This window comes from Streptomyces sp. NPDC001339 (assembly GCF_042895955.1).
Lineage (GTDB): Bacteria > Actinomycetota > Actinomycetes > Streptomycetales > Streptomycetaceae > Streptomyces.
The window spans coordinates 138,619-161,308 of sequence record NZ_JBIAWT010000001.1 but is presented as its reverse complement, the minus strand read 5'-3'; the positions used below and the strand labels follow the sequence as shown (position 1 = coordinate 161,308).

Here is a 22,690-nt window from a genome sequence, read left to right as displayed (position 1 = left end):
GAGAGCGAGGAACCGAAGTTGCGCCGCGCCGTCTGCCCGGGGTCGTTCGACCCCGTCACCAACGGGCACCTGGACATCATCGCCCGTGCCTCCAAGCTGTACGACGTCGTCCATGTGGCCGTGATGATCAACCAGTCCAAGAAGGGCCTGTTCACGGTCGAGGAGCGCATGGACCTGATCCGCCGCGCCACCGCCGGGTACGGCAATGTCGAGGTCGAGTCCTTCCACGGGTTGCTGGTGGATTTCTGCAAGGAGCGCGACATCCCCGCGATCGTCAAGGGCCTGCGGGCCGTCAGCGACTTCGACTATGAGTTGCAGATGGCCCAGATGAACAACGGCCTCTCCGGCGTGGAGACCCTCTTCGTCCCCACCAACCCCACCTACAGCTTCCTCTCCTCCAGCCTGGTGAAGGAGGTCGCCGCCTGGGGCGGAGACGTCTCCCACCTGGTCCCGCCGTGCGTCCTCGAAGCCCTCACCGCGCGCCTGCGCGAGAAGGGCTGACCGCACGCCCGGCACACCGGCTCCACGGACCTCGCCTGACGCCACGTCAGTTGGTGTCGGACGGAGGGTCCGTGGACGTACAGTCGTCCCGTTCCGTCGTTCCAACACCCAGAGAGTGGCGAGTCCAAGGTGGACGTGCAGAAGAAGCTCGACGACATCGTCGCGACCGTCGCCGGCGCCCGGTCCATGCCCATGTCGGCCTCGTGCGTGATCAACCGCACCGAGCTGCTCGCCCTGCTGGAGGAGGTCCGCGAGGCGCTGCCCGGCTCCCTCGCGCAGGCACGGGAGCTGCTCGGCGGGCGGGAGCAGATGGTCGAGGAGGCGCGGGCCGAGGCGGAGCGGATCATCGAGTCCGCGCACGCCCAGCGCGGTTCGCTGATCTCCGACACCGAGGTCGCCCGTCAGTCCCAGGACGAGGCGGACCGGATCCTCGCCGAGGCCCGCCGGGAGGCGGAGGAGATCCGCGCCGAGGCCGACGACTACGTCGACAGCAAGCTCGCCAACTTCGAGGTCGTCCTCACCAAGACCATCGGATCCGTCGACCGCGGCCGCGAGAAGCTGCTCGGCCGCGACCCCGGGCCCGACGAGGCGGGGCACGGCGGGGACGAGGACGCCGAGGTCCCCGAGCGCAGCGCCGACCCGGAGGTCCTCAGGCAGCGTGCCGACGCCTATGTGGACGCCAAGTTCGGCGCCTTCCACGCCGTGCTGGCCAAGACGCTGGAGGCGGTCGGCCGGGGCCGGGACAAGCTCCAGGGCGCCCGGGCGATCGACGACCTCGCGGCGCATATGGCGACGGCGGGTGAGCCGCAGTCCGGGCACCGGCCGCAGGCGGACGCCGACTACCTCGCCGAGCTGGCGGGCATCGGCGCCGACCAGGACCCCCCGGCGCCCGCCGCGCCGGACCGGCACCGGCAGGCCGAGCCCCAGGCGCACCAGCAGCCGCTCCAGGCCCCGCAGCAGGGCTACTACGTGGACCCGGGCGGCTACCCGCAGCAGGACGTCTACGGCTACCAGCAGGACCCGTACGCCCAGCAGCACCAGGACCCGTACGGCTACGACTGGCAGCAGCAGGCCCACCAGCAGGCTCATCAGCAGGGCTACGACCCGAACGCCTACCCCCAGCAGCAAGTGCCGCAGCAGGGCGGGCACGCCCACACCGCGCAGCCCGGCGCGCTGGACGAGACCAGCCTCTTCGACACCAGCATGATCAACCTGGATCAGCTGCGGCAGTACGAGGAGGGCCGCCGCCCGTAGGCGGTCCGGTGCCCGTGGACGGCCCGCCGCGCGGTACCGCGGTGCGGCCGGGTACGTCCGGTGCGGATTGGGCCTATCGGGGCCGGTCCAGTATCCTGGCTCTTCGGTCGCGCGTATTCTCGCGATCCCTGCTGCCCGAATCCCGACGGTGTCCTCACCGGCGGTGTACGGGCGGCGCGACGACCCCGTAGAAAGCAGGAAGCCATCAACGCCCGCCTCGACCACCGTTCCCCTCTCGTGTTCGACACACGTGAGCTGGGCCGGCGGCCCGGTGCGCTCAAGCGGCTCTCCCGCTCCGCCGAGGCCCCCCGGGACCTCGGCAACGAGGTCATCGGAGTGCCCGAGGGCGCCCCGATCGAGCTCGACCTCCGCCTGGAATCGGTCATGGACGGGGTGCTTGTCACAGGCACCGTCCGTGCAACGGTCAAGGGGGAGTGCGTAAGGTGTCTGGAGCCGCTGGAGCGAGAGCTCGACAGCGACTTCCAGGAGTTGTTCGCCTACCCCGACGCCGACACCCGCGTTCACGACAAGGACGCCGGTGACGACGCCGAGGACGAGGAGGACACCCTCTTCCTCGAGGACGACCTGTTCGACCTCGAACCCGTGCTGCGTGACGCGGTAGTGCTCGCACTGCCCATGCAGCCGGTGTGCCAGGACGACTGCCCGGGCCTGTGCTCCGATTGCGGAGTGCGGCTGGCGGACGACCCGGACCACCACCACGACGCCGTCGACATCCGTTGGGCGGCACTGCAGGGACTCGCCGGGACCGTCAAGGACGGCGAGAAGGACAACATGGGCGGCGCCGAAGCGGGCGTCGACGAGAAGCAGGAGAAGTAGCCGTGGCTGTTCCGAAGCGGAAGATGTCGCGCAGCAACACGCGCCACCGCCGGTCGCAGTGGAAGGCTGCGGTCCCCACCCTGGTGGCGTGCGAGCGCTGCCACGAGCCGAAGCAGCAGCACATCGCGTGCCCCGCTTGCGGCACCTACAACAAGCGCCAGGTCCTCGAGGTCTGAGCGGCTGGTGACAGGCTCTATGTCAGACGCCACATCGACTTCCCGCACCTGCGGGGATGACCCGACTCCGGCGGACACGGCCTCGTCTCTCACGCTTCTGGAAGGGCGGCTCGGGTACAAGCTCGAGTCCGCCCTTCTGGTGCGTGCGCTGACGCACCGCTCGTACGCGTACGAGAACGGCGGTCTGCCCACCAACGAGCGGCTGGAATTCCTCGGGGATTCGGTGCTCGGCCTGGTGGTCACGGACACGCTGTACCGCACCCACCCCGACCTGCCGGAAGGCCAGCTGGCCAAACTGCGGGCCGCGGTGGTCAACTCGCGCGCGCTCGCCGAGGTGGGGCGCGGCCTCGACCTCGGTGCCTTCATCCGCCTCGGCCGGGGCGAAGAGGGCACGGGAGGCCGGGACAAGGCCTCCATCCTCGCCGACACCCTTGAAGCGGTGATCGGCGCGGTCTACCTCGATCAGGGCCTCGACGCGGCCGCAGAGCTGGTACACCGGCTCTTCGACCCGCTCATCGAGAAGTCCGCGGGTCTGGGCGCCGGCCTGGACTGGAAGACCAGCCTCCAGGAACTCACCGCGACCGAAGGTCTCGGCGTCCCGGAGTACCTGGTCAGCGAGACCGGCCCGGACCACGAGAAGACCTTCACTGCTGCCGCCCGCGTCGGTGGTGTCTCGTACGGCACCGGCACCGGCCGCAGCAAGAAGGAAGCCGAGCAGCAGGCGGCCGAGTCCGCGTGGCGCGCCATCCGCGCCGCGGCGGACGAGGCGGCCAAGGCGGCAGCTTCCGGCGACGGTGCGTCGCCCGGCGGCAAGGACTCGGCTCCTGCTCCCGGCGGCACCCCGCCGTCGAGCTGAAACACCGCTTCTGACCCCGTACGGGGCGGCCGCACGCCGCGTCGTACGGGGTCAGAAGTCTTTCCGGCCGCCCCTGTCGTCCCCGTCCCCGCCGCCGTTCCCTCCCGTAACCCGTAACCCGTAACCCGTAACCCGTAACCCGTAACCCGTAACCCGTAACCCCGCTGATCCGCTGTCCCGAGGAGCGTCCGTGCCCGAGCTGCCCGAGGTCGAGGTTGTCCGCCGCGGACTGGAGCGCTGGGTCAGCGGCCGGACGATCGCCGAAGTCGAGGTGCTCCACCCGCGCGCGATCCGCCGGCACCCGGCCGGTGCCGCCGACTTCGCGGCCCGGCTCCAGGGCCTGCGCATGGGCGCGGCCCACCGGCGCGGCAAGTACCTCTGGCTTCCGGTGACCGGCGGCGGCCCGGCCGCGCAGACCGCCGCCGAGGGCATCGCCCCGATCGTCACGCCCTCGGTCACCCACGGCCTGGCGGTCCTCGCCCACCTCGGCATGAGCGGCCAGTTGCTGGTCCAGCCGGAGGACGCCCCCGTCGAGAAGCATCTGCGCATCCGTATCCGGTTCGCCGACACGGTGACACCGGCCCCTGCCGGGGCGGAGGGCACCGAGCTCCGCTTCGTCGACCAGCGGACCTTCGGCGGCCTCTCGCTGCACGACACCGTTCCCGGCGACCCCGACCAGTTGCCCGACGCCATCGCGCACATCGCCCGCGACCCGCTCGACCCGGCCTTCGACGACGCCGCCTTCCACACCGCGCTGCGCCGCCGCCGGACCACCGTCAAGCGGGCGCTGCTCGACCAGACGCTGATCAGCGGCGTCGGCAACATCTACGCCGACGAGGCGCTGTGGCGCAGCAGACTGCACTACGACCGGCCGACCGCCACCCTCACCCGCCCGCGCACCGCCGAGCTGCTCGGCCACGTACGGGACGTGATGAACGCCGCGCTCGCCGTCGGCGGCACCAGCTTCGACAGCCTCTACGTCAACGTCAACGGCGAGTCCGGCTACTTCGACCGCTCGCTGGACGCCTACGGGCGCGAGGACGAACCCTGCCGCCGCTGCGGTGCCCCCATCCGCCGCCGCCCCTGGATGAACCGCTCCAGCTACTTCTGCCCCCGCTGCCAGCGGCCGCCCCGCGCCTGATCGCGGCGGCGCCGGGGCTCCGGGGCGGGTACGGCCGGCTCAGAAGCCGAATTCCTCGGTCCACCAGGGGCCGCCCGGACCGAAGTGGGCGCCGACCCCGAGGGCCTGGTACTCGCAGTTGAGGATGTTGGCGCGATGGCCGGGGCTGTCCATCCACGTCTCCATGACGGCTTCGGCGTCGGCCTGGCCGCGGGCGATGTTCTCCCCGCCGAGGTTGCCGATGCCCAGGTCGCGGGCGCGGTCCCAGGGGGTGTCGCCGTCCGGGTCGGTGTGACCGAAGAAGTCGCGCCGCGCCATGTCGTCACTGAACCGCTGGGCGAGCGCGCCCAATTCCCGGTCCGCGGCCACCGGGGAGCAGCCGGCCCGGGCGCGCTCCTGATTGACCAGGTCCAGCACCCGGTCCGCGGCGGGTGGCGGGGTGTCCGGGGCGTCCGGGGTCTCCGGCGGGGACGCGGTGGGGCTCGGGGCGGCGGAGGACGGGCGCCCGGTGGGCTCGGCGGTGTGCTGCGAACCGGGCCCCGCGGTGGGGGATTTGGCGGTCCGCCCGGGCGAGGGGGACGTCGAGGGCGTCATGGGGGTGGTGGGGCGGCCGGAGTCCGGGGCGGTGGCGCGGCCTGTGCCATGGCCCGGCTCTTCGGAGGCGCGGTCGGCGGGCGTGGCGGAGCGGCCGCTCAGCGGCGCGGTGGTCCCCGGCAGGGCGCCGGTGCGGACGCGCTCGTGGTCGTCGCCCGTCCCGCCGTCGAACCGGCCGTCGCCCGGGATCAGTCCGGACGCCACCGCCACGGCCCCCATCGCCACCGCCGCGGACGCGCCGAGCAGCCCGGTGCGCAGCGGTGCCGCGCCGTGGCCGCGCGCCGCGCGGTGGGAGCGGGGCCGGGCCGCGGCGGCCGGCGCACCGGTCCGCGTTCCCGTCGGAGCGTCAGAAAGCCGCGCGCCAGGGGCTTCGGGCCCCTGCGGGGCAGAGCGTCGATGGCGGCCCATCCGCGGTCGTCCTTCCCCCGGCGCACGCACCGGCTCCCCTGGAGCGGCTACCGCCGCACAGTCTTCCTCGGCGTCAACACAGCTCACCCGAAAGGGTGAAGCGCTGTCGCGGGACTGTACGCCATGACGCAAGGGGGCGAAGTGCCCACTGAGCAATTGGCCGGTTAACGTGCACACATGAACGAAGATGTCCGTGTGACCGCATGGGTGCGGGGCCGGGTCCAAGGTGTCGGCTTCCGCTGGTTCACCCGCGCCAACGCCCTGCGCATCGGTGAACTCGCAGGCTTCGCGGTCAATCTCGGCGACGGCCGCGTCCAGGTGGTCGCCGAGGGCCCCAAGGACCGATGCGATCAGTTGCTGGAGTGGCTGCGGACCGGAGACACGCCCGGGCGGGTCGACGGAGTCACTGAGATCTGGGACACGCCCCGGGGCGGCTACGACGGCTTCGAGATCCGCTGATACGGGCCTCGGAAACCCTCCGCGCGCCGGTTACCGGCGGTCTCGGCGGTGCGACTTCGTCAGCTGCTTACGGGAGATAAGGCCTGGTGGTTGCCAACTCGGCCGACCCGTGCAAGGCTGCCGCTGTACGGATGATCTCTACGCCCCCGCGGGACCTTTCTGGGGAGTCGGCGCCGCGCCCTCGCGGCCGCGCACTCTCAGGTGCCCGAGGATACGGGGCGTGATCGTGTTGACCGTCAAACCGTTTGGTGAGACTCTGGAATCCCCGCGCACCTTAGCTGTTTGGCATTGAGTACACCACAGAGAATGACAAGCCGCGGGTGCGAATCCCTCACGACCCACACCGCATCGGTCGGTCACTCATTGTGGAGGACCATCCATCATGGCAAAGGCGCTTCTCGGTTACGTCGGCGGCTCCGACCCCCGAGTCCTCTCCGAGATGCGGCGGCTCCAGCAGCGCGTTCAAGACCTTGAATCCGAACTTATCCGGATGCAGGCCGAGAACGACATGCTGTCCGCTGCCGCACGTCGCGACGAGTCGGTGCTCGACATCGACGTACCCCAGGCGGAGCCCGCGCTCACCTGACCCCTCGCTCCAGGGCCGGTAGGGCTGCTCGTCAGCCGCTTGAGGCACCGCTCTCTTCAAGATCTCAAGGGACGCTCCGGCGTCCCTTCGTCGTATCCGGGGCGCCGTATCCGGCTCTTCGATTCCGGCACGTCTTCCGATCCCGAATGCCATGTCAGCCGGGCCGTCCGTTCCTTACCGGATGGTGTGCCCTGCCCTTTCCCCGGCGAAACCGAAAACGAACGGCCCCGTATACCCGGGGCCCGTACCCGGCCGGGGGCCGGACCGGCGGCGGACCGGAATGTGGGGATCGTCCTCCCGGGAGCGGCCGGTAGAGTCCCACGGCGTGCACCTCAAGAGTCTGACCCTGCGAGGCTTCAAGTCCTTCGCCTCCGCCACGACGCTGCGCTTCGAACCGGGCATCACCTGCGTCGTGGGCCCCAACGGTTCCGGCAAGTCCAATGTCGTGGACGCGCTGTCCTGGGTCATGGGCGAGCAGGGCGCCAAGTCGCTGCGCGGCGGCAAGATGGAGGACGTCATCTTCGCCGGGACGACCGGGCGGCCGCCGCTCGGCCGCGCCGAGGTCTCGCTCACCATCGACAACTCCGACGGCGCGCTGCCCATCGAGTACGCCGAAGTCACCCTCACCCGGATCATGTTCCGCAACGGCGGCAGCGAGTACCAGATCAACGGGGACACCTGCCGGCTGCTCGATATCCAGGAACTGCTCTCCGATTCCGGAATCGGCCGGGAGATGCATGTCATCGTCGGCCAGGGCCAGCTCGACTCCGTGCTGCACGCCGACCCGATGGGCCGCCGCGCCTTCATCGAGGAGGCGGCCGGCGTCCTCAAGCACCGTAAGCGCAAGGAGAAGGCGCTGCGGAAACTGGACGCGATGAAGGCGAACCTCGCCCGCGTCCAGGACCTCACCGACGAGCTGCGGCGCCAGCTCAAACCGCTGGGCCGGCAGGCCGCGGTGGCCCGGCGCGCCGCCGTCATCCAGGCCGATCTGCGCGACGCCCGGCTGCGGCTGCTCGCCGACGACCTGGTCACCCTGCGCGAGGCGCTGCGGGCCGAAATCGCCGACGAGGCGGCGCTCAAGGAACGCAAGCAGGCCGCCGAGGAGCGGTTGCGCACCGCCCAGCGGCGGGAGGCCGCGCTGGAGGAGGAGGTGCGCACGCTCACCCCGCGGGTGGAGCGCGCCCAGCAGACCTGGTACGAGCTGTCGCAGCTGGCCGAGCGGGTGCGCGGCACGATCTCGCTGGCCGAGGCCCGGGTCAGGAGCGCCACGGCGGCCCCGCCGGACGAGCGGCAGGGGCGGGACCCCGGCGACATGGAGCGGGAGGCGGCCCGCATCCGTCAGCAGGAGGCGGAGTTGACGGCCGCGCTGGAGGCGGCGCACCGGGCGCTGGAGGACACCGTCGAGCACCGGGCCGGACTGGAGCGGCAGTTGGCCGAGGAGGAGCACCGGCTCCGGGACGCCGCCCGGGCCCTCGCCGACCGGCGCGAGGGCCTGGCCCGGCTCGGCGGACAGGTCACCGCCGCCCATGGACGAGCCGCCTCCGCCCGGGCGGAGATCGGCCGGCTCGCCGAGGCCAGGGACGGCGCCCGGAGCCGGGCGGCCGCCGCCCAGGAGGCGTACGAGCAGCTCAGGGCCGAGGTCGACGGGCTGGACGCGGACGACGCGGAAGCCGCGGAGCGGCATACCGCGGCCCGCCGGGACCTGGCCGAGGCGGAGGCCGCGCTGACCGCCGCACGGGAGGCGCTGACCACGGCCGAGCGCCGACGCGCCGCGACCGCCGCCCGGCACGACGCACTGGCGCTCGGGCTGCGCCGCAAGGACGGCACGGGAGCCCTGCTGGCCGCGGCCGACCGGCTCAGCGGGCTGCTCGGGCCGGCCGCCGAACTGCTGACCGTCACCCCCGGCTTCGAGATCCCGGTGGCCGCCGCCCTCGGCGCGGCGGCGGACGCGGTCGCCGTCACCGACCCGGCGACCGCCGCCGACGCCATCCGGCTGCTGCGCAAGCAGGACGCCGGGCGGGCCGCGATGGTGCTGGGCGCCGGGTCGCACCTGGCCTCCGTCGACCCGGAGGCGGACGGGGCGGGACGTACGGGCCCGGTGCCCGGCGGTGCCGCGCGGATCCCCGGCCCCCGCTCCGCGCCCGTACCGGCCGCCGAACTCGTCCAGGGGCCGCCGGAGTTGACTGCCTCGGTGGCCCGGCTGCTGCGCGACATCGTGGTGGTCGGGACGTTGGAGGACGCCGAGGACCTGGTGGCCGCGCGGCCCGGGCTGACCGCCGTGACCGGCGAGGGCGATCTGCTCGGGACGCACTTCGCCCAGGGCGGTTCGGCCGGCGCGCCGAGCCTGCTGGAGGTCCAGGCGTCGGTCGACGAGGCGGCGGCCGAGCTGGAAGAGCTGGCGGCGGAGTGCGACCGGCTGGCCGAGGCGCAGCGGACCGCGGCCGGGCGGCGTACGGAGTGTGCCGCACTGGTCGAGGAGTTGGCCGAGCGGTGCCGGGCGGCGGACCGCGCGAAGTCGAAGGTCGCAGGGGACCTGGGACGGCTCGCCGGGCAGGCGCGGGCGGCCGCGGACGAGGCGGAGCGTTCCGCCGCGGCGGCCGCCAGGGCCGAGGAGGCGCTGGAACGGGCCACCGAGGAGGCCGAGGAGCTGGCCGAGCGGCTGGCGGTGGCCCAGGAGGACACCGGCGCCGCCGAGGAGGAGCCCGACACCTCGGTACGGGACCGGCTGGCGGCCGACGGGGCCAATGCCCGGCAGACCGAGATGGAGGCCCGGCTCCAGGCGCGTACCCACGAGGAGCGGGTGAAGGCGCTGGCCGGACGGGCGGACGCACTGGACCGGGGGGCGCGCAACGAGCGGGAGGCGCGGGCGCGGGCCGAGCAGCGGCGCGCCCGGCTGCGGCACGAGGCGGAGGTGGCCGGCGCGGTCGCCTCCGGCGCCCGGCAGCTGCTGGCGCACATCGAGGAGTCGGTGGTCAGGGCCGAGGAGGAGCGCGCCGCCGCGGAGCGGGCCAAGGCCGGACGGGAGCAGGCGCTGGCGGCCGAGCGCACCGCGGCCCGGGAGCTGAAGTCCGAGCTGGACAAGCTGACGGACTCGGTGCACCGGGGCGAGGTGCTCGGTGCGGAGAAGCGGCTGCGGATCGAGCAGTTGGAGAACCGGGCGCTGGAGGAGCTGGGGGTGGAGCCGGCCGCGCTGGTGGCCGAGTACGGCCCCGATCAGCCCGTACCCCCGTCGTCGCCGGCGGAGGACGGGACGCCGTCCGGCACGGCGGGGGAGACGCCACCCGGCACCGCGGGGGAGGACGGCTCTGTCGCGGGCGAGCCGGTGCCCTTCGTACGGGCCGAGCAGGAGAAGCGGCTCCAGGCCGCCGAGCGGGCGTATCAGCGACTCGGGAAGGTGAACCCGCTGGCGCTGGAGGAGTTCGCGGCGCTGGAGGAGCGGCACCAGTTCCTCAGCGAGCAGCTTGAGGACTTGAAGAAGACCCGGGCGGATCTCCTGCGGGTGGTCAAGGAGGTCGACGAGCGGGTCGAGCAGGTCTTCACCGAGGCGTACCACGACACCGCGCGGGAGTTCGAGGGCGTCTTCGCGCGGCTCTTCCCGGGCGGCGAGGGGCGGCTGGTCCTGACCGACCCGGACGACATGCTGGCGACCGGGGTCGATGTGGAGGCGCGCCCGCCGGGCAAGAAGGTCAAGCGTCTCTCCCTGCTCTCGGGCGGGGAGCGCTCGCTGACCGCGGTGGCCCTGCTGGTCTCCATCTTCAAGGCGCGGCCCAGCCCCTTCTATGTGATGGACGAGGTCGAGGCGGCGCTGGACGACACCAATCTGCAGCGGCTGATCCGGATCATGGAGGAGCTGCAGGAGGCCTCCCAGCTGATCGTGATCACGCACCAGAAGCGCACGATGGAGGTCGCCGACGCGCTCTACGGGGTGTCGATGCAGGGCGACGGCGTCTCGAAGGTGATCAGTCAGCGGCTGCGCTGACTCTGTCCGGCCCGCTCCTCAGGCCTCTCCTCAGCCGTCCCTCTTTCCCACCTCTCTCCCGCCTCTCTCCCGCATTCCCGCTCTTCCGTAGCGGTGCGGTCGCACGGAGTACCCGACAGATCGTCAGTTCCGTATCGCTTCATAACTTGAAAGAACGTCCCCTGAACTCGGGGGAAAACGAATCCGTCACACCCTATTGACTTCGAAACTTGAAGGAATAGTCTCTGCAACGTTGCTTTTACCTTCAAGTGGTCCCCACCCCCCACCTGTGCACCACTGGAAGGGCCAGCCCCCGACGCCCGGCAGCGCAGCCGGGCCACTGGAGTTCACGTTGACCAGCACCGCGCAGCCGACGGTTCCGGAAGGCCGCAAGGCCCATCCCGACCACCTCGGCCACGTCATCTTCATCACCGCGGCTGCCGCGATGGGCGGCTTTCTCTTTGGATACGACAGCTCCGTCATCAACGGTGCCGTCGAGGCGATCCGCAGCCGTTACGACGTCGGATCCGCCGTACTCGCCCAGGTCATCGCCGTCGCGCTGATCGGCTGCGCCATCGGCGCCGCCACCGCCGGCCGGATCGCCGACCGGATCGGCCGGATCCGTGTGATGCAGATCGCGGCGGTGCTCTTCACCATCAGCGCGGTCGGCTCGGCCGTGCCGTTCGCCCTGTGGGACCTGGCCTTCTGGCGGATCATCGGCGGCTTCGCGATCGGTATGGCCTCGGTCATCGGCCCGGCCTACATCGCCGAGGTCTCCCCGCCCGCCTACCGCGGCCGGCTCGGCTCCTTCCAGCAGGCCGCGATCGTCATCGGCATCGCCGTCTCCCAGCTCGTCAACTGGGGCATCCTCAACCTCGCCGACGGCGACCAGCGCGGCACTGTCGCCGGGCTGGAGGCCTGGCAGTGGATGCTCGGCGTGATGGTCGTCCCGGCCGTGCTCTACGGTCTGCTCTCCTTCGCGATCCCCGAGTCGCCGCGCTACCTCATCTCCGTCGGCAAGGTGTCCCGTGCCAAGGAGGTGCTCGCCGAGGTCGAGGGCCACACCGTCAACCTCGACACCCGGGTCACCGAGATCCAGGACGCGATGCGCCGCGAGCACAAGTCGACGTTCAAGGACCTCCTCGGCAGCAAGATGGGCTTCCTGCCGATCGTCTGGGTCGGTATCGGACTGTCGGTCTTCCAGCAGCTGGTCGGCATCAACGTCGCCTTCTACTACTCGTCCACGCTGTGGCAGTCCGTCGGGATCAACCCCGCGAGCTCGTTCTTCTACAGCTTCACCACGTCGATCATCAACATCATCGGCACCGTGATCGCCATGATCTTCGTGGACCGGATCGGCCGCCGCCCGCTGGCCCTGATCGGCTCTGTCGGTATGGCCGTCGCGCTCGGCCTGGAGGCCTGGGCCTTCTCCGCCAAGACCGCGGCCGGCACTCTGCCGTCCCTCGAAGGCACCGTGGCCCTGATCGCCGCCCATGGCTTCGTCCTCTTCTTCGCCCTCTCCTGGGGCGTCGTGGTCTGGGTCTTCCTCGGCGAGATGTTCCCGAACAAGATCCGCGCCGCCGCGCTGGGCGTCGCCGCCTCCGCGCAGTGGATCGCCAACTGGGCCATCACGGCCACCTTCCCGAGCCTGGCCGAATGGAACCTCTCGGGTACCTACGTGATCTACATGATCTTCGCCCTGCTCTCGGTCCCCTTCGTGCTCAAGTACGTGAAGGAGACCAAGGGCAAGGCGTTGGAGGAGATGGGCTAACACCCCCCGCCAGCCCTTCTCCTCAGTACTGGTACTGCCCCGGCTCGACGAGCGAGCCGGGGCAGTAGCTTTTTTGCGGGCTTCTCGCGCCGCTCAGGGACGGCCGCCCGCCGTACGGAACGTCCTGCGGTAGCCCCCCGGGGTCGTGCCCAGTGCCTGCTGGAAGCGGCGCCGCAGGTTCGTCGCCGAGGACAGGCCGACGCGCAGGGCGATCGCCTCGACGGGCAGATCGGTCTCCTCCAGCAGAGTCCGGGCCACGTTGATCCGCCGTCCCAGCAGCCACTGGCCGGGACTGGTACCGAGCTGGTCGGCGAAGCGGCGGGCCAGGGTGCGCTCGGAGACCCGCAGACGTCCGGCCATGGTCTCGACGGAGACCGGCTCGGACAGCCGGCCCGACACCCACTCCAGCAGCGGGGCCAGCGACTCGTCCATGGCCCGCGCGGGGTTCACCGGGTCCGCCGGGGGCGGTGCCGCGTACTGGGCCTGGCCGCCCTCGCGGTGTGGCGGCATGACCATGTGACGGGCGATCCTGGCCGCGTGAGCCGCGCCGTGGTCGGTGCGTACGAGGTGCAGACACAGGTCGACCCCGGCTGCCGCCCCCGCGCTCGTGGCCACGTCGCCGTGGTCGATGTAGAGCGCCCCCGGGTCGACCCGCACCCGGGGGAAACGCGCCGCCAGCCCGGCCGCCCGCGCCCAGTGGGTGGTCGCCCGGCGGCCGTCGAGCAGGCCGGTCTGAGCCAGGGCGAAGACGCCGGAGCAGAGGGTGATCAGGCGGGCGCCGTTGCCGTGCGCGCCGAGCAGGGCCTCGCGCACGGCGGGGGGCAGCGGCTCGTCCGGCGGGATCCAGCCCGGGATGACGACCGTGTCCGCCGACGCCAGCGCGGACAGCCCCTCGGCGACCAGCATGTCGTAACCGGCTGTCGTCCGTACCGGGCCCGGCACCTCCGTACACACCGTGAAGTCGTAGGCGGTGGACAGGCCGGTGCGGCGGGTGCCGAAGACCTCGGCGGCACAGCCGAGTTCGAAGGGCCCCTGGGGCGGGTGGACCAGGGCCACCACGCGGTGCGGCGGTCCGCCGCCGTCCTCACCGGGGCGCTCCGCGCCCCTGGCATCAGCTGAATCCCCGGCATCCACGGCAACCATGGCAGGAAAGTACCCCAGCACGTCTTTTCTGACGCTGGAGGGGCGGGCGGCCGCACGGCGAGGGTGGGGACATGACCCAGCACAGCACACAGCAGCAGCGCGACAACCAGCGGAACCTGCCGCACCGCACCCCGGTCAGCGGTCAGGAGATGGCCGGCTACGTGTGGTCGGACGTGGCCGGCGCACCGGTGAAGGAGCTCTTCCCCGGCGTCCGGATCCGTCCCTTGTGGACGGGGGACAACGGGGCGAAGGCCCAGGTACTGGAGATCGACCCGGGTGGCGCCTGGGAGCGGATCGATGTGCACGAGCCGGGGCCGGAGGAGGTTTTCGTCGTCTCGGGCACGTTCAACGACGGCTTCGGCGATCATCCGGCGGGTTCGTTCCTGCACGCGCCCGCGGGCTCCTGGCACATTCCGCGCTCGGAGACCGGCTGCACGCTCTTCGTGTTCTACCCCGAGGGCTGACGAGCACCTCGTCCGGCGGGAGCGGCCGGCATAGCCCACGTCCCCTTCGCCAGGCAGGCGGCGAAGGGGACGTGGGCTGATGTGGCGCTGGATCGCGGGGGGCGATCCGGCGCCGCGTCGGTCGGGGCCGGGGGCTGCGGGGGTCAGTCGACCTCGACCGGCCGGCGGTCGGACCGCGGCTCGGCCGCGGGCGCCGGCTCCGACTCCTTGGGCGTCGGCAGTACGGCGAAGATCACCGCGGAGAGGGCGATCGTGGCCGCCCAGCCCAGGCCGTGCTCACCGATCCAGGTGGTGGCCAGCGGGCCGGTGAACCACTGGACCTTGGTGAAGCACAGGCCCGCGATCAGCGCCACGGACCAGGCGGTCATGGCCTGCCAGCAGAAGCCGCCGTGGTACCAGTAGCGGCTGGTGCGGCCGGTGTTCATCAGGCTCTCGGCGTCGTACCGGACCGCCAGCTTGCGGCGGCGGGCCATGTCGATGCCGTAGACGCCGATCCAGGCGGAGAAGGACACCGCGAGCAGCGTCAGGAAGGTGATGAACTGGCCGATGAAGTCCTTGGCCACCAGCATCATGAACAGGCCGCCCACCAGGCTGATGACCGCGTTGATGCTGACCGCCAGGGCGCGCGGCAGCTTGACGCCCATGGTCTGGGCGGTGAAGCCCGCGGAGTACATCGACAGGCTGTTGATCAGCATCATGCCGATCAGCGCGGTGATCAGGTACGGGATGGCGATCGCGCGCGGCAGGGCCTGGCCGAGGAACGACATCGGGTCGGTGTTCTGGTTGGCCAGCTCCGGGTTGGAGACGGCCATCACACCGCCCATGAGCACCATCGGGACCAGCACCAGGGCCGCGCCGGAGATGGTGGTCCCGACGATCTTCTTGCCGGAGGCGGCGTGCGGGAGGTAGCGCGCGAAGTCCGGACCGGTGGGGACCCAGCTGATACCGCCGGCGGCGATGGTGCCGATGCCCGCGATCATCAGGGCCGCGCTGCCCGGCGACTTGTGGAGGATGTCACTCCACGGCATCTCGACGATCAGATAGCCGAGCACCACCACGCTGATCGCGCTGAAGAGGTACGTGGAGTACTTGTTGCACAGGTTCAGCGCCTTGCGGCCCATGCCGCTCACCAGGAACGTGCAGGCGACGAAGGCCAGCAGGGTGACGACGATCAGGACGTTGTTGGCCTTGATGCCGAAGACCAGGTCCAGCACGGTCAGGATGGCGTACGCGCCGGTGACCGCGTTGATCGTCTCCCAGCCGAAGCGGGCCACCCACAGGATCGCGCCGGGGAAGTAGTTGCCGCGCACGCCGAAGGCCGCGCGGGAGAGCATCGCGCCCGGAGCGCCGCCCCACTTACCGGAGACCGACAGCACGCCGACCATGCCGAAGGAGACGGTGGACGCGATGGCCGCCACCACCAGCACCTGCCAGAGGTTCAGGCCGTTGTTGATCACCAGCGAGGCGCCCATGGTGAGCAACAACACGCTGATGTTGGCGGCGACCCAGGTGGGGAAGAGCTCGCGGACGCGGCCCCGGCGCTCGTGATCGGGAACGGGCTCGATGCCGCGGGTCTCGACGGCGCCTTCGGATACGGGAGTGGACGCGGACGTGGTGCTGGTGCCCATGGGTGCAGGTGTCTCCGTGCGGGGATCTGGGGGCACCCCCGGGGAGGAGGTGCAGGCAGCGGCTCTGGTGCCTGGCCAGAAATCGACTGCCAGGACTCTACGCGCGTTGCGAGGCCGTAGACCATCGTACTTTGATCCAACTTCTTCCGGTGTGGGCCGTTGGGTTTTCTTCCCATCGTTCCGCTGCGCTTGGCTTGCCTCCCACGTTTTTGGCTGCGGCGCCGTACCTCCGTTTCGCCGTTGCGCCCGTCGCGGCGCACTGCTCGTTTTTGGCTGTCCCGCCGTTTCGCTTGGCGGCGGGCCGTTACCGCTGCGCGGGGCTGTACGTCACGGGTGCGCCCCTCCGAACTTCGTTCTGCGGTCCGCCCCCTCCCGTGGATTGTGGGAAGAGACAAATGGGGGTGTACGTCATCCCTTACGTGCGGGCAATGGACCACCACGCACGCCCCCACTCACCGTTTTTCCTCCCACTCCCGGGAGGGGCCGCTCCGCAGGACGAAGTCCGGAGGAGCGGACCCGCGCCCGACAAACCCACGCCCGCCGCAGGCGCAACGGCGAGCAACGAGCACGGCGGGACGGCCGACAACGTGGGAAGCCGGCCAAGCGCAGCGGACAGGCGCAGCGGACAGGCGCAGCGGTTGGTCGATACTGGAGGGGTTATGGAATTCGTCATCCTTGCCGTAGTCATCGCCGTGCTCGCGCTCGGCGCGATCACCGGGCTCGTCGTCAGCGGCCGCAAGAAGAAGCAGCTGCCGCCGTCTCCGCCGGCCGCCCCCAAGCCCTCCGTTACCGCGCCCCCCGCCGAACCGCATGTCGGCGAGGAGGCCGAGACCCCCCGCGACGAGGAACGTCGCACCATCGAAGAAGTCGCGCTGCCCACCGCCGAGGCCCCCGAGGCCCCCGTGGCGGAGGCACCGGCCGCCGAGCCCGAGGCGCCCGCCGCGCCCGAGATCGAGGTTCCCGAGCCCGCCGCCGGGCGGCTGGTCCGGCTGCGCGCCCGGCTCTCCCGCTCCCAGAACACCCTGGGCAAGGGCCTGCTCAACCTGCTCTCCCGCGAACACCTCGACGAGGAGACGTGGGAGGAGATCGAGGACATCCTGCTCACCGCCGACGTCGGCGTCACGCCCACCCAGGAGCTGGTCGACCGGCTGCGCGAGCGGGTCAAGGTCCTCGGCACCCGCACCCCCGATGACCTGCGCGAACTGCTCCGCGAGGAGCTGCTCGCCCTGATCGGCCCGGACTTCGACCGCACCGTGCACACCGCCAACGGCATCGGCAACGGCGGCGACGAGATCCCCGGCGTCGTCATGGTCGTCGGCGTCAACGGCACCGGCAAGACCACCACCACCGGCAAGCTCGCCCGGGTCCTGGTCGCCGACGGCAAGTCCGTGGTCCTCGGTGCCGCCGACACCTTCCGTGCCGCGGCCGCGGACCAGCTGCAGACCTGGGGCGAGCGCGTCGGCGCCCGTACCGTCCGTGGGCCCGAGGGCGGCGACCCGGCGTCGATCGCCTTCGACGCGGTGAAGGAAGGTATCGCCGAGTCCGCCGATGTCGTGCTGATCGACACCGCGGGCCGGCTGCACACCAAGACCGGTCTGATGGACGAGCTCGGCAAGGTCAAGCGGGTCGTCGAGAAGCACGGTCCGGTCGGCGAGGTGCTGCTCGTCCTCGACGCCACCACCGGTCAGAACGGTCTGGTGCAGGCCCGGGTGTTCGCCGAGGTCGTGGACATCACCGGTGTGGTGCTCACCAAGCTCGACGGCACCGCCAAGGGCGGCATCATCATCGCCGTCCAGCGTGAACTGGGCGTCCCGGTCAAGCTGGTCGGCCTGGGCGAGGGCGCGGACGACCTGGCCCCGTTCGAGCCGAAGGCGTTCATTGACGCCCTTATCGACTGAGCCCGGTCCCGCTCGGCCACCCTCGGCCCCCGGTCCCGCCCGCACGCGGGTACCAGGGGCCGATGTCGTACGCGGAGGGGGACGGGCGGGGGAGGCGCCCGTCACCCGGGACGGGCCCCCGGTCGAGACGGGAGGCCTCGGAACAGCGGCATGTCGACACAGCGGCATGTCGACCCAGGGCATGCCGACGACAGCGGCAGAGCACACGGAGCCGCGGCGCACGTCATCAGGCGCACAGCCACGGCGTACGTGGTCAGGCGCACAGCCGCGCGCACACATAGGCGAGGGTGCCGACGACCAGCCGTGCCTGCGGCGGGCGGCCCGCCGTGTCCAGGGTGGGCGGGCGCAGCCAGCGCATCGGGCCCCTGCCGCCGTGGTCGGACGGGGGCGCGGTGAGGTGGTCGCCCGGGCCCAGCGGGCGCAGGTCGAGCGTGGCGTCGTCCCAGCCCGTCCGGTAGAGCAGTGCGGGGAGCTCGGCGGCCGCGCCCGGCGCGACGAAGAAGAGCGCGCGCCCGGTCGGGGCGGCGGCCACCGGGCCGAGCGGCAGGCCCATCCGTTCCAGGCGCGCCAGCGCGTTGCGGCCCGCGGCCTCCGGTACGTCGAGGACGTCGAAGGACCGGCCCACCGGGAGGAGGACCGCGGCGCCCGGGGTCTCCGCCCAGACCGCGGCGGCCTTCTCCAGCGTGGCGCCGGCCGGCAGCTCCGTGGCGAAGGCCAGCGGGTGGGCGCCGGGGGACGCGCAGCCGGCGGCGCCGCAGGAACACTCCGTACGGCCGCTGCCGGCGCGCACCGCGCGTGCGCCGGGGACGACGTCCCAGCCCCACAGTCCGGTGTACTCCGCCACCGCCGTGATCTCGGTCGAGCGGCCGCGCCGCCGGGAGGCGGATCGCATCTCCCGGATGCCGCCGATCGTGAAGCCCATGCCCCCTCCAACGGGTGGTGTGTGCCGGTGGTTACGAGTCGGCGGGTTGACGACGGGCGCCGTTCACGCTCCGTCGACGGCCCGCGGTGGCGGTGGTGCGACGTGGTGTGCCGGGGTGGTGCGGTGCACGTCATGAGCCCCCGAGTGCTCTGTTCCGCCCGGCCGTGCTCGACCTGTGTCAAGTCAATCGCGAGTCCCGGCCCGGGAGTTCATTCGAAGGGGTGGCGAATGGTGGCGTTTCCGTAATCGCCCTCGCGGGGGGCGTGATCGTAGGATTACTTTCGGTGCACGAACTCTGAAGAGGCATCATTCGCACGGTTATGCCGATGGCAACGCACCGGTCGAGCGCAGGCCAAAAGGTGTGCCCGGAATCCGTGATCGGGTAGATGTACCCCGGGCAGGCGTGGCAACGGGCGCCGGTCCGCGGGGGGTTCACGGCGAGCGGTGCCGAGCGGGCACCGGGCATCACACCGAGGCAGCGACCGGGAGGGGCTTCCAGTGGGCGGGAACGGCGGCGGCACCGACGGCACGGACGCCGTCAAGCAGCCCAACGCGCAGTTGGGTTCGTGGTTCATGCGCAGCGGCTGGTCCAAGGGCGAGCTGGCGCGACAGGTCAACCGCCGGGCGCGCCAGATGGGCGCCCATCACATCAGCACCGACACCTCGCGGGTGCGCCGCTGGCTCGACGGCGAGCAGCCCCGCGAACCCATCCCCCGGATCCTGTCCGAGCTGTTCTCCGAGCGCTTCGGCTGCGTGGTCGGCATCGAGGAGCTGGGGCTGCGCCCCGCACGCCAGTCGCCCTCCGTCTCCGGCGTCGACCTGCCCTGGGCCGGCTCCCAAACCGTCAGTCTCATCAGCGAGTTCTCCCGCAGCGACCTGATGCTGGCGCGCCGCGGCTTCCTCGGTACCTCCCTCGCGCTGGCCGCCGGGCCCAGCCTCATCGAGCCGATGCAGCGCTGGCTGGTGCCGGTCCCCGCGGGCCGGGGCGGTCCGGAGGAGCCCGACCGTGTCCGGCGGCACACCCGGCTCTCCAAGCCCGAGCTGGACCTCCTGGAGTCGACGACCGCGATGTTCCGCCAGTGGGACGCCCAGTGCGGCGGCGGGCTGCGGCGCAAGGCGGTCGTCGGCCAGCTCCACGAGGTCACCGACCTCCTCCAGGAGTCGCACCCCTCGGAGGTCTCCCGGCGGCTCTTCAAGGTCGCCGCCGAACTCGCCCAGCTCGCCGGCTGGATGAGCTACGACATCGGGCTCCAGCCGACCGCGCAGAAGTACTTCGTGCTGGCGCTGCACGCCTCCAAGGAGGCCGGCGACCGCCCCCTGGGCTCGTACATCCTCTCCAGCATGAGCCGGCAGATGATCCACCTCGGCCGGCCGGACGACGCGCTGGAGCTGATCCACCTCGCCCAGTACGGCGGCCGGGAGACCGCCACCGCCCGTACCCAGGCGATGTTGTATGCGATGGAGGCCCGCGCCTACGCCGGGATGGGCCAGCCGAGCAAGGTCAAGCGGGCCGTCCGGATGGCCGAGGACACCTTCTCCGACGTCGCGCCCGGCGAGCCCGAGCCGGACTGGATCCGCTTCTTCTCCGAGGCCGAGCTGAACGCCGAGAACGCCCACTCCTACCGCGATCTCGCCTACGTCGCGGGCCGCAGCCCCACCTACGCCTCGCTCGCCGAGCCGGTCATGGCGCGGGCCGTGGAACTGTTCGGCAAGGACCCCGAGCACCAGCGGTCGTATGCGCTCAACCTGATCGGGATGGCCACCGTACGGCTGCTCCAGAAGGAGCCGGAGGCCTGCGCGGAGATGGCGCAGAAGGCCATCCCGTTCGCCCGGCAGGTGCGTTCGGAGCGGGTCAACACCCGGCTGCGCAAGACCGTGGACACCGCCGCCCGGGAGTTCGGCGGTGTCGCCGAGGTCGGCCGGCTCACCGAGGCACTCGCCCGTCAGATGCCGGAGACCGCGGAGGCCGTCTGACCGCACCCCGTACCCCCGGGCACCCGTATCCCCACGTACCCCAGGCCCCGACGCTCGCCGCCCGACGGCCCCAAGACCCCCGGCCGCGGCCGCCGCCCCGTACAGCCCGACTCGGCTCCCCCCCTGCCAGGTCGCACGGGCGGGCAGCCGCGGCCGGGCTGTCTTTTGCGCCTGAACCGGCGCCGCTCTCGCGGAGGTGGCCGGCCGCCGTGGGGGGCTCGATTGACGGTTGCTGTGGGGTGGGCGAATGGAGGGGTTTCCGTGGGGTGTCCGGGTGGTGTGGCGGCGAGCGGGGAATTCACCGCGGCGTAACACCGGCGGCGGGTTCGTCACTGCGCTGAAACACCGGCAAGGTTTGGCCGAAACCACCCTGCGACAACCTCTTCGCGAAGTCGGCCCACCAGAATCACGCCCGCACGGGCCGCATCGACGACGAGGAGACGCCGATGCCCCCAGGCATCCTGATGCTCGCAGCAGACAAGGCGGAGCTGAGTCCGGCCAACACCGGGTTCATGCTGATCGCCTCCGCACTGGTGATGGTCATGACCCCCGGGCTCGCCTTCTTCTACGGCGGTATGGTCCGGGTCAAGAGCGTGCTCAACATGCTGATGATGAGCTTCATCAGCCTGGGCATCGTCACCGTCCTGTGGATCCTGTACGGCTTCGGTCTCGCCTTCGGGACCGACAAGGGCGGCTTCATCGGCTGGGACGGGGACTTCGCCGGCCTCAGCGGCATCGGCCTGACCCAGCTGTGGGGCACCAGCACCATCCCCGTCTACGTCTTCGCGGCCTTCCAGCTGATGTTCGCGATCATCACCCCCGCACTGATCAGCGGCGCCCTCGCGGACCGGGTGAAGTTCACCGCCTGGGCGCTGTTCATCGCCCTGTGGGTCACCGTCGTCTACTTCCCCGTCGCCCACTGGGTGTGGGGCGAGGGCGGCTGGCTCTTCAAGCTGGAGGTCATCGACTTCGCCGGCGGGACGGCCGTCCACATCAACGCCGGCGCGGCGGCCCTCGGCGTGCTCCTCGTCGTCGGCAAGCGCATCGGCTTCAAGCGGGACCCGATGCGGCCGCACAGCCTGCCCCTGGTGATGCTCGGCGCCGGACTGCTGTGGTTCGGCTGGTTCGGCTTCAACGCCGGCTCCTGGCTCGGCAACGACGACGGCGTCGGCGCGGTCGCCTTCGTCAACACCCAGGCCGCCACCGCCGCCGCGATGCTCGGCTGGCTGGCGTACGAGAAGCTCCGGCACGGCTCCTTCACCACGCTCGGCGCGGCTTCCGGCGCGGTCGCCGGACTGGTCGCCATCACCCCGGCCTGCGGCTCGGTCAGCCCCCTGGGCGCCCTCGCGATCGGGGTGATCGCCGGTGTGCTCTGCGCGATGGCCGTCAACCTGAAGTACCGGCTCGGCTACGACGACTCCCTCGACGTGATCGGAGTCCACCTCGTCGGCGGGGTCGCCGGATCGCTGCTGATCGGCCTGTTCGCCACCGGCGGGGTGCAGAGCGAGGCCAAGGGCCTGTTCTACGGGGGCGGGTTCGCCCAGCTCGGCAAGCAGAGCGTCGGTGTGGTCTGCGTGCTGCTGTACTCCCTGGTCGTCTCGTATGTCCTTGCCAAGGCCATCGACCTGGTGATGGGCTTCCGGGTCAGCGAGGACGACGAGATCTCCGGTATCGACCAGGCCGCGCACGCGGAGACCGCGTACGACTTCACCGGTGCCGGCGGCGGCAGCGCCGCCCGCAAGGGACCGGCACTCGGCGAGGCCCTGACGAAGAAGGTGGACGCGTGAAGCTCATCACGGCGGTAATCAAGCCGCACCGGCTGGACGAGGTGAAGAACGCCCTGCAGGGCTTCGGGGTGCACGGTCTGACCGTCACCGAGGCCAGTGGCTACGGCCGGCAGCACGGGCACACGGAGGTGTACCGCGGCGCCGAGTACACCGTCGACCTGGTGCCCAAGATCCGCATCGAGGTCCTGGCCGAGGACGCGGACGCCGAGCAGCTGGTGGACCTCATCGTCGAGACGGCCCGCACCGGCAAGATCGGCGACGGGAAGGTGTGGACCCTGCCCGTCGAGAACGCGGTACGCGTGCGGACCGGCGAGCGCGGGCCGGACGCCCTGTAGCCGAAGCGAGGCTCCGGTC

The 22,690-nt window shown here is 71.6% G+C and carries 19 protein-coding genes; 15 read left to right on the top strand and 4 right to left on the bottom strand.

What is annotated here, in order from left to right; all coding sequences use genetic code 11:
- Positions 1 to 18: 18 nt before the first annotated feature.
- The 6 genes from coaD (at position 19) to mutM (ending at position 4,765) form a co-directional block, all read left to right on the top strand.
- Positions 19 to 501 (top strand): pantetheine-phosphate adenylyltransferase, encoded by a 483-nt coding sequence (gene coaD / locus ACFY12_RS00665; RefSeq protein WP_390714326.1) that lies wholly within the window; start codon positions 19 to 21, stop codon positions 499 to 501.
- Between the two features lie 129 nt (positions 502 to 630).
- Positions 631 to 1,755 carry a cell division initiation protein gene (locus tag ACFY12_RS00660; protein WP_390713516.1) on the top strand — a complete coding sequence of 375 codons (1,125 nt, stop codon included), beginning with the start codon at positions 631 to 633 and terminating at the stop codon, positions 1,753 to 1,755.
- Between the two features lie 237 nt (positions 1,756 to 1,992).
- Positions 1,993 to 2,592: a YceD family protein gene (locus ACFY12_RS00655; RefSeq protein ID WP_390713515.1), complete on the top strand. Its 600-nt coding sequence runs from the start codon at positions 1,993 to 1,995 to the stop codon at positions 2,590 to 2,592.
- Between the two features lie 2 nt (positions 2,593 to 2,594).
- Entirely contained in the window at positions 2,595 to 2,768 is a 174-nt protein-coding gene (gene rpmF, locus ACFY12_RS00650; protein ID WP_028802425.1) for a 50S ribosomal protein L32, read from the top strand.
- A 19-nt stretch (positions 2,769 to 2,787) separates the two neighbouring features.
- Positions 2,788 to 3,624 (top strand): ribonuclease III, encoded by an 837-nt coding sequence (gene rnc / locus ACFY12_RS00645; protein WP_390713514.1) that lies wholly within the window; start codon positions 2,788 to 2,790, stop codon positions 3,622 to 3,624.
- A 190-nt stretch (positions 3,625 to 3,814) separates the two neighbouring features.
- Positions 3,815 to 4,765 carry a bifunctional DNA-formamidopyrimidine glycosylase/DNA-(apurinic or apyrimidinic site) lyase gene (gene mutM, locus ACFY12_RS00640; protein WP_390713513.1) on the top strand — a complete coding sequence of 317 codons (951 nt, stop codon included), beginning with the start codon at positions 3,815 to 3,817 and terminating at the stop codon, positions 4,763 to 4,765.
- Positions 4,766 to 4,804: 39 nt separating this feature from the next.
- On the opposite strand, the gene ACFY12_RS00635 is transcribed toward mutM, so the two are convergent.
- On the bottom strand, positions 4,805 to 5,746 hold the full coding sequence (locus ACFY12_RS00635; RefSeq protein WP_390713512.1) for a CAP domain-containing protein: 942 nt from the start codon (positions 5,744 to 5,746) through the stop codon (positions 4,805 to 4,807).
- 177 nt (positions 5,747 to 5,923) lie between these two features.
- On the opposite strand from ACFY12_RS00635, the gene ACFY12_RS00630 reads away from it, so the two are divergent.
- From ACFY12_RS00630 to ACFY12_RS00615, 4 genes are all read left to right on the top strand, one after another.
- The gene (locus ACFY12_RS00630) at positions 5,924 to 6,205 is read left to right on the top strand and encodes an acylphosphatase (RefSeq protein ID WP_066937103.1); all 282 of its coding nucleotides are present in this window, start codon (positions 5,924 to 5,926) and stop codon (positions 6,203 to 6,205) included.
- A 382-nt stretch (positions 6,206 to 6,587) separates the two neighbouring features.
- The gene (locus tag ACFY12_RS00625) at positions 6,588 to 6,791 is read left to right on the top strand and encodes a hypothetical protein (RefSeq protein ID WP_033266895.1); all 204 of its coding nucleotides are present in this window, start codon (positions 6,588 to 6,590) and stop codon (positions 6,789 to 6,791) included.
- A 325-nt stretch (positions 6,792 to 7,116) separates the two neighbouring features.
- Positions 7,117 to 10,770: a chromosome segregation protein SMC gene (smc, locus tag ACFY12_RS00620; RefSeq protein ID WP_390713511.1), complete on the top strand. Its 3,654-nt coding sequence runs from the start codon at positions 7,117 to 7,119 to the stop codon at positions 10,768 to 10,770.
- Positions 10,771 to 11,101: 331 nt separating this feature from the next.
- Complete coding sequence (locus ACFY12_RS00615; RefSeq protein WP_390713510.1) at positions 11,102 to 12,520, top strand: sugar porter family MFS transporter; 1,419 nt, start codon at positions 11,102 to 11,104, stop codon at positions 12,518 to 12,520.
- Between the two features lie 93 nt (positions 12,521 to 12,613).
- On the opposite strand, the gene ACFY12_RS00610 is transcribed toward ACFY12_RS00615, so the two are convergent.
- The gene (locus ACFY12_RS00610) at positions 12,614 to 13,663 is read right to left on the bottom strand and encodes a GlxA family transcriptional regulator (protein ID WP_390713509.1); all 1,050 of its coding nucleotides are present in this window, start codon (positions 13,661 to 13,663) and stop codon (positions 12,614 to 12,616) included.
- Between the two features lie 149 nt (positions 13,664 to 13,812).
- Between ACFY12_RS00610 and ACFY12_RS00605 the strand changes: the two genes are divergently transcribed.
- Positions 13,813 to 14,127, top strand: a complete 315-nt coding sequence (locus tag ACFY12_RS00605; RefSeq protein WP_390714325.1) for a cupin domain-containing protein — start codon at positions 13,813 to 13,815, stop codon at positions 14,125 to 14,127.
- 143 nt (positions 14,128 to 14,270) lie between these two features.
- Here the strand turns inward: ACFY12_RS00605 and ACFY12_RS00600 are convergent, their stop codons facing one another.
- Entirely contained in the window at positions 14,271 to 15,755 is a 1,485-nt protein-coding gene (locus tag ACFY12_RS00600; RefSeq protein WP_390713508.1) for a purine-cytosine permease family protein, read from the bottom strand.
- A 659-nt stretch (positions 15,756 to 16,414) separates the two neighbouring features.
- Here ACFY12_RS00600 and ftsY point away from each other — a divergent pair.
- On the top strand, positions 16,415 to 17,653 hold the full coding sequence (gene ftsY / locus ACFY12_RS00595) for a signal recognition particle-docking protein FtsY (protein ID WP_390713507.1): 1,239 nt from the start codon (positions 16,415 to 16,417) through the stop codon (positions 17,651 to 17,653).
- Between the two features lie 253 nt (positions 17,654 to 17,906).
- Here ftsY and ACFY12_RS00590 read toward each other — a convergent pair whose 3' ends face one another.
- A complete protein-coding gene (locus ACFY12_RS00590; protein WP_390713506.1) occupies positions 17,907 to 18,575 on the bottom strand; it encodes a bifunctional DNA primase/polymerase in 669 nt (222 codons plus the stop codon).
- A 498-nt stretch (positions 18,576 to 19,073) separates the two neighbouring features.
- Between ACFY12_RS00590 and ACFY12_RS00585 the strand changes: the two genes are divergently transcribed.
- The 3 genes from ACFY12_RS00585 to ACFY12_RS00575 all read left to right on the top strand — a co-directional run bounded on the left by ACFY12_RS00585 (position 19,074) and on the right by ACFY12_RS00575 (position 22,671).
- Complete coding sequence (locus ACFY12_RS00585; RefSeq protein ID WP_390713505.1) at positions 19,074 to 20,549, top strand: hypothetical protein; 1,476 nt, start codon at positions 19,074 to 19,076, stop codon at positions 20,547 to 20,549.
- Positions 20,550 to 20,995: 446 nt separating this feature from the next.
- Entirely contained in the window at positions 20,996 to 22,336 is a 1,341-nt protein-coding gene (locus ACFY12_RS00580) for an ammonium transporter (RefSeq protein ID WP_390713504.1), read from the top strand.
- Complete coding sequence (locus tag ACFY12_RS00575) at positions 22,333 to 22,671, top strand: P-II family nitrogen regulator (RefSeq protein ID WP_390713503.1); 339 nt, start codon at positions 22,333 to 22,335, stop codon at positions 22,669 to 22,671. Before ACFY12_RS00580 ends, ACFY12_RS00575 begins: the two co-directional genes overlap by 4 nt.
- Positions 22,672 to 22,690: the final 19 nt, after the last annotated feature.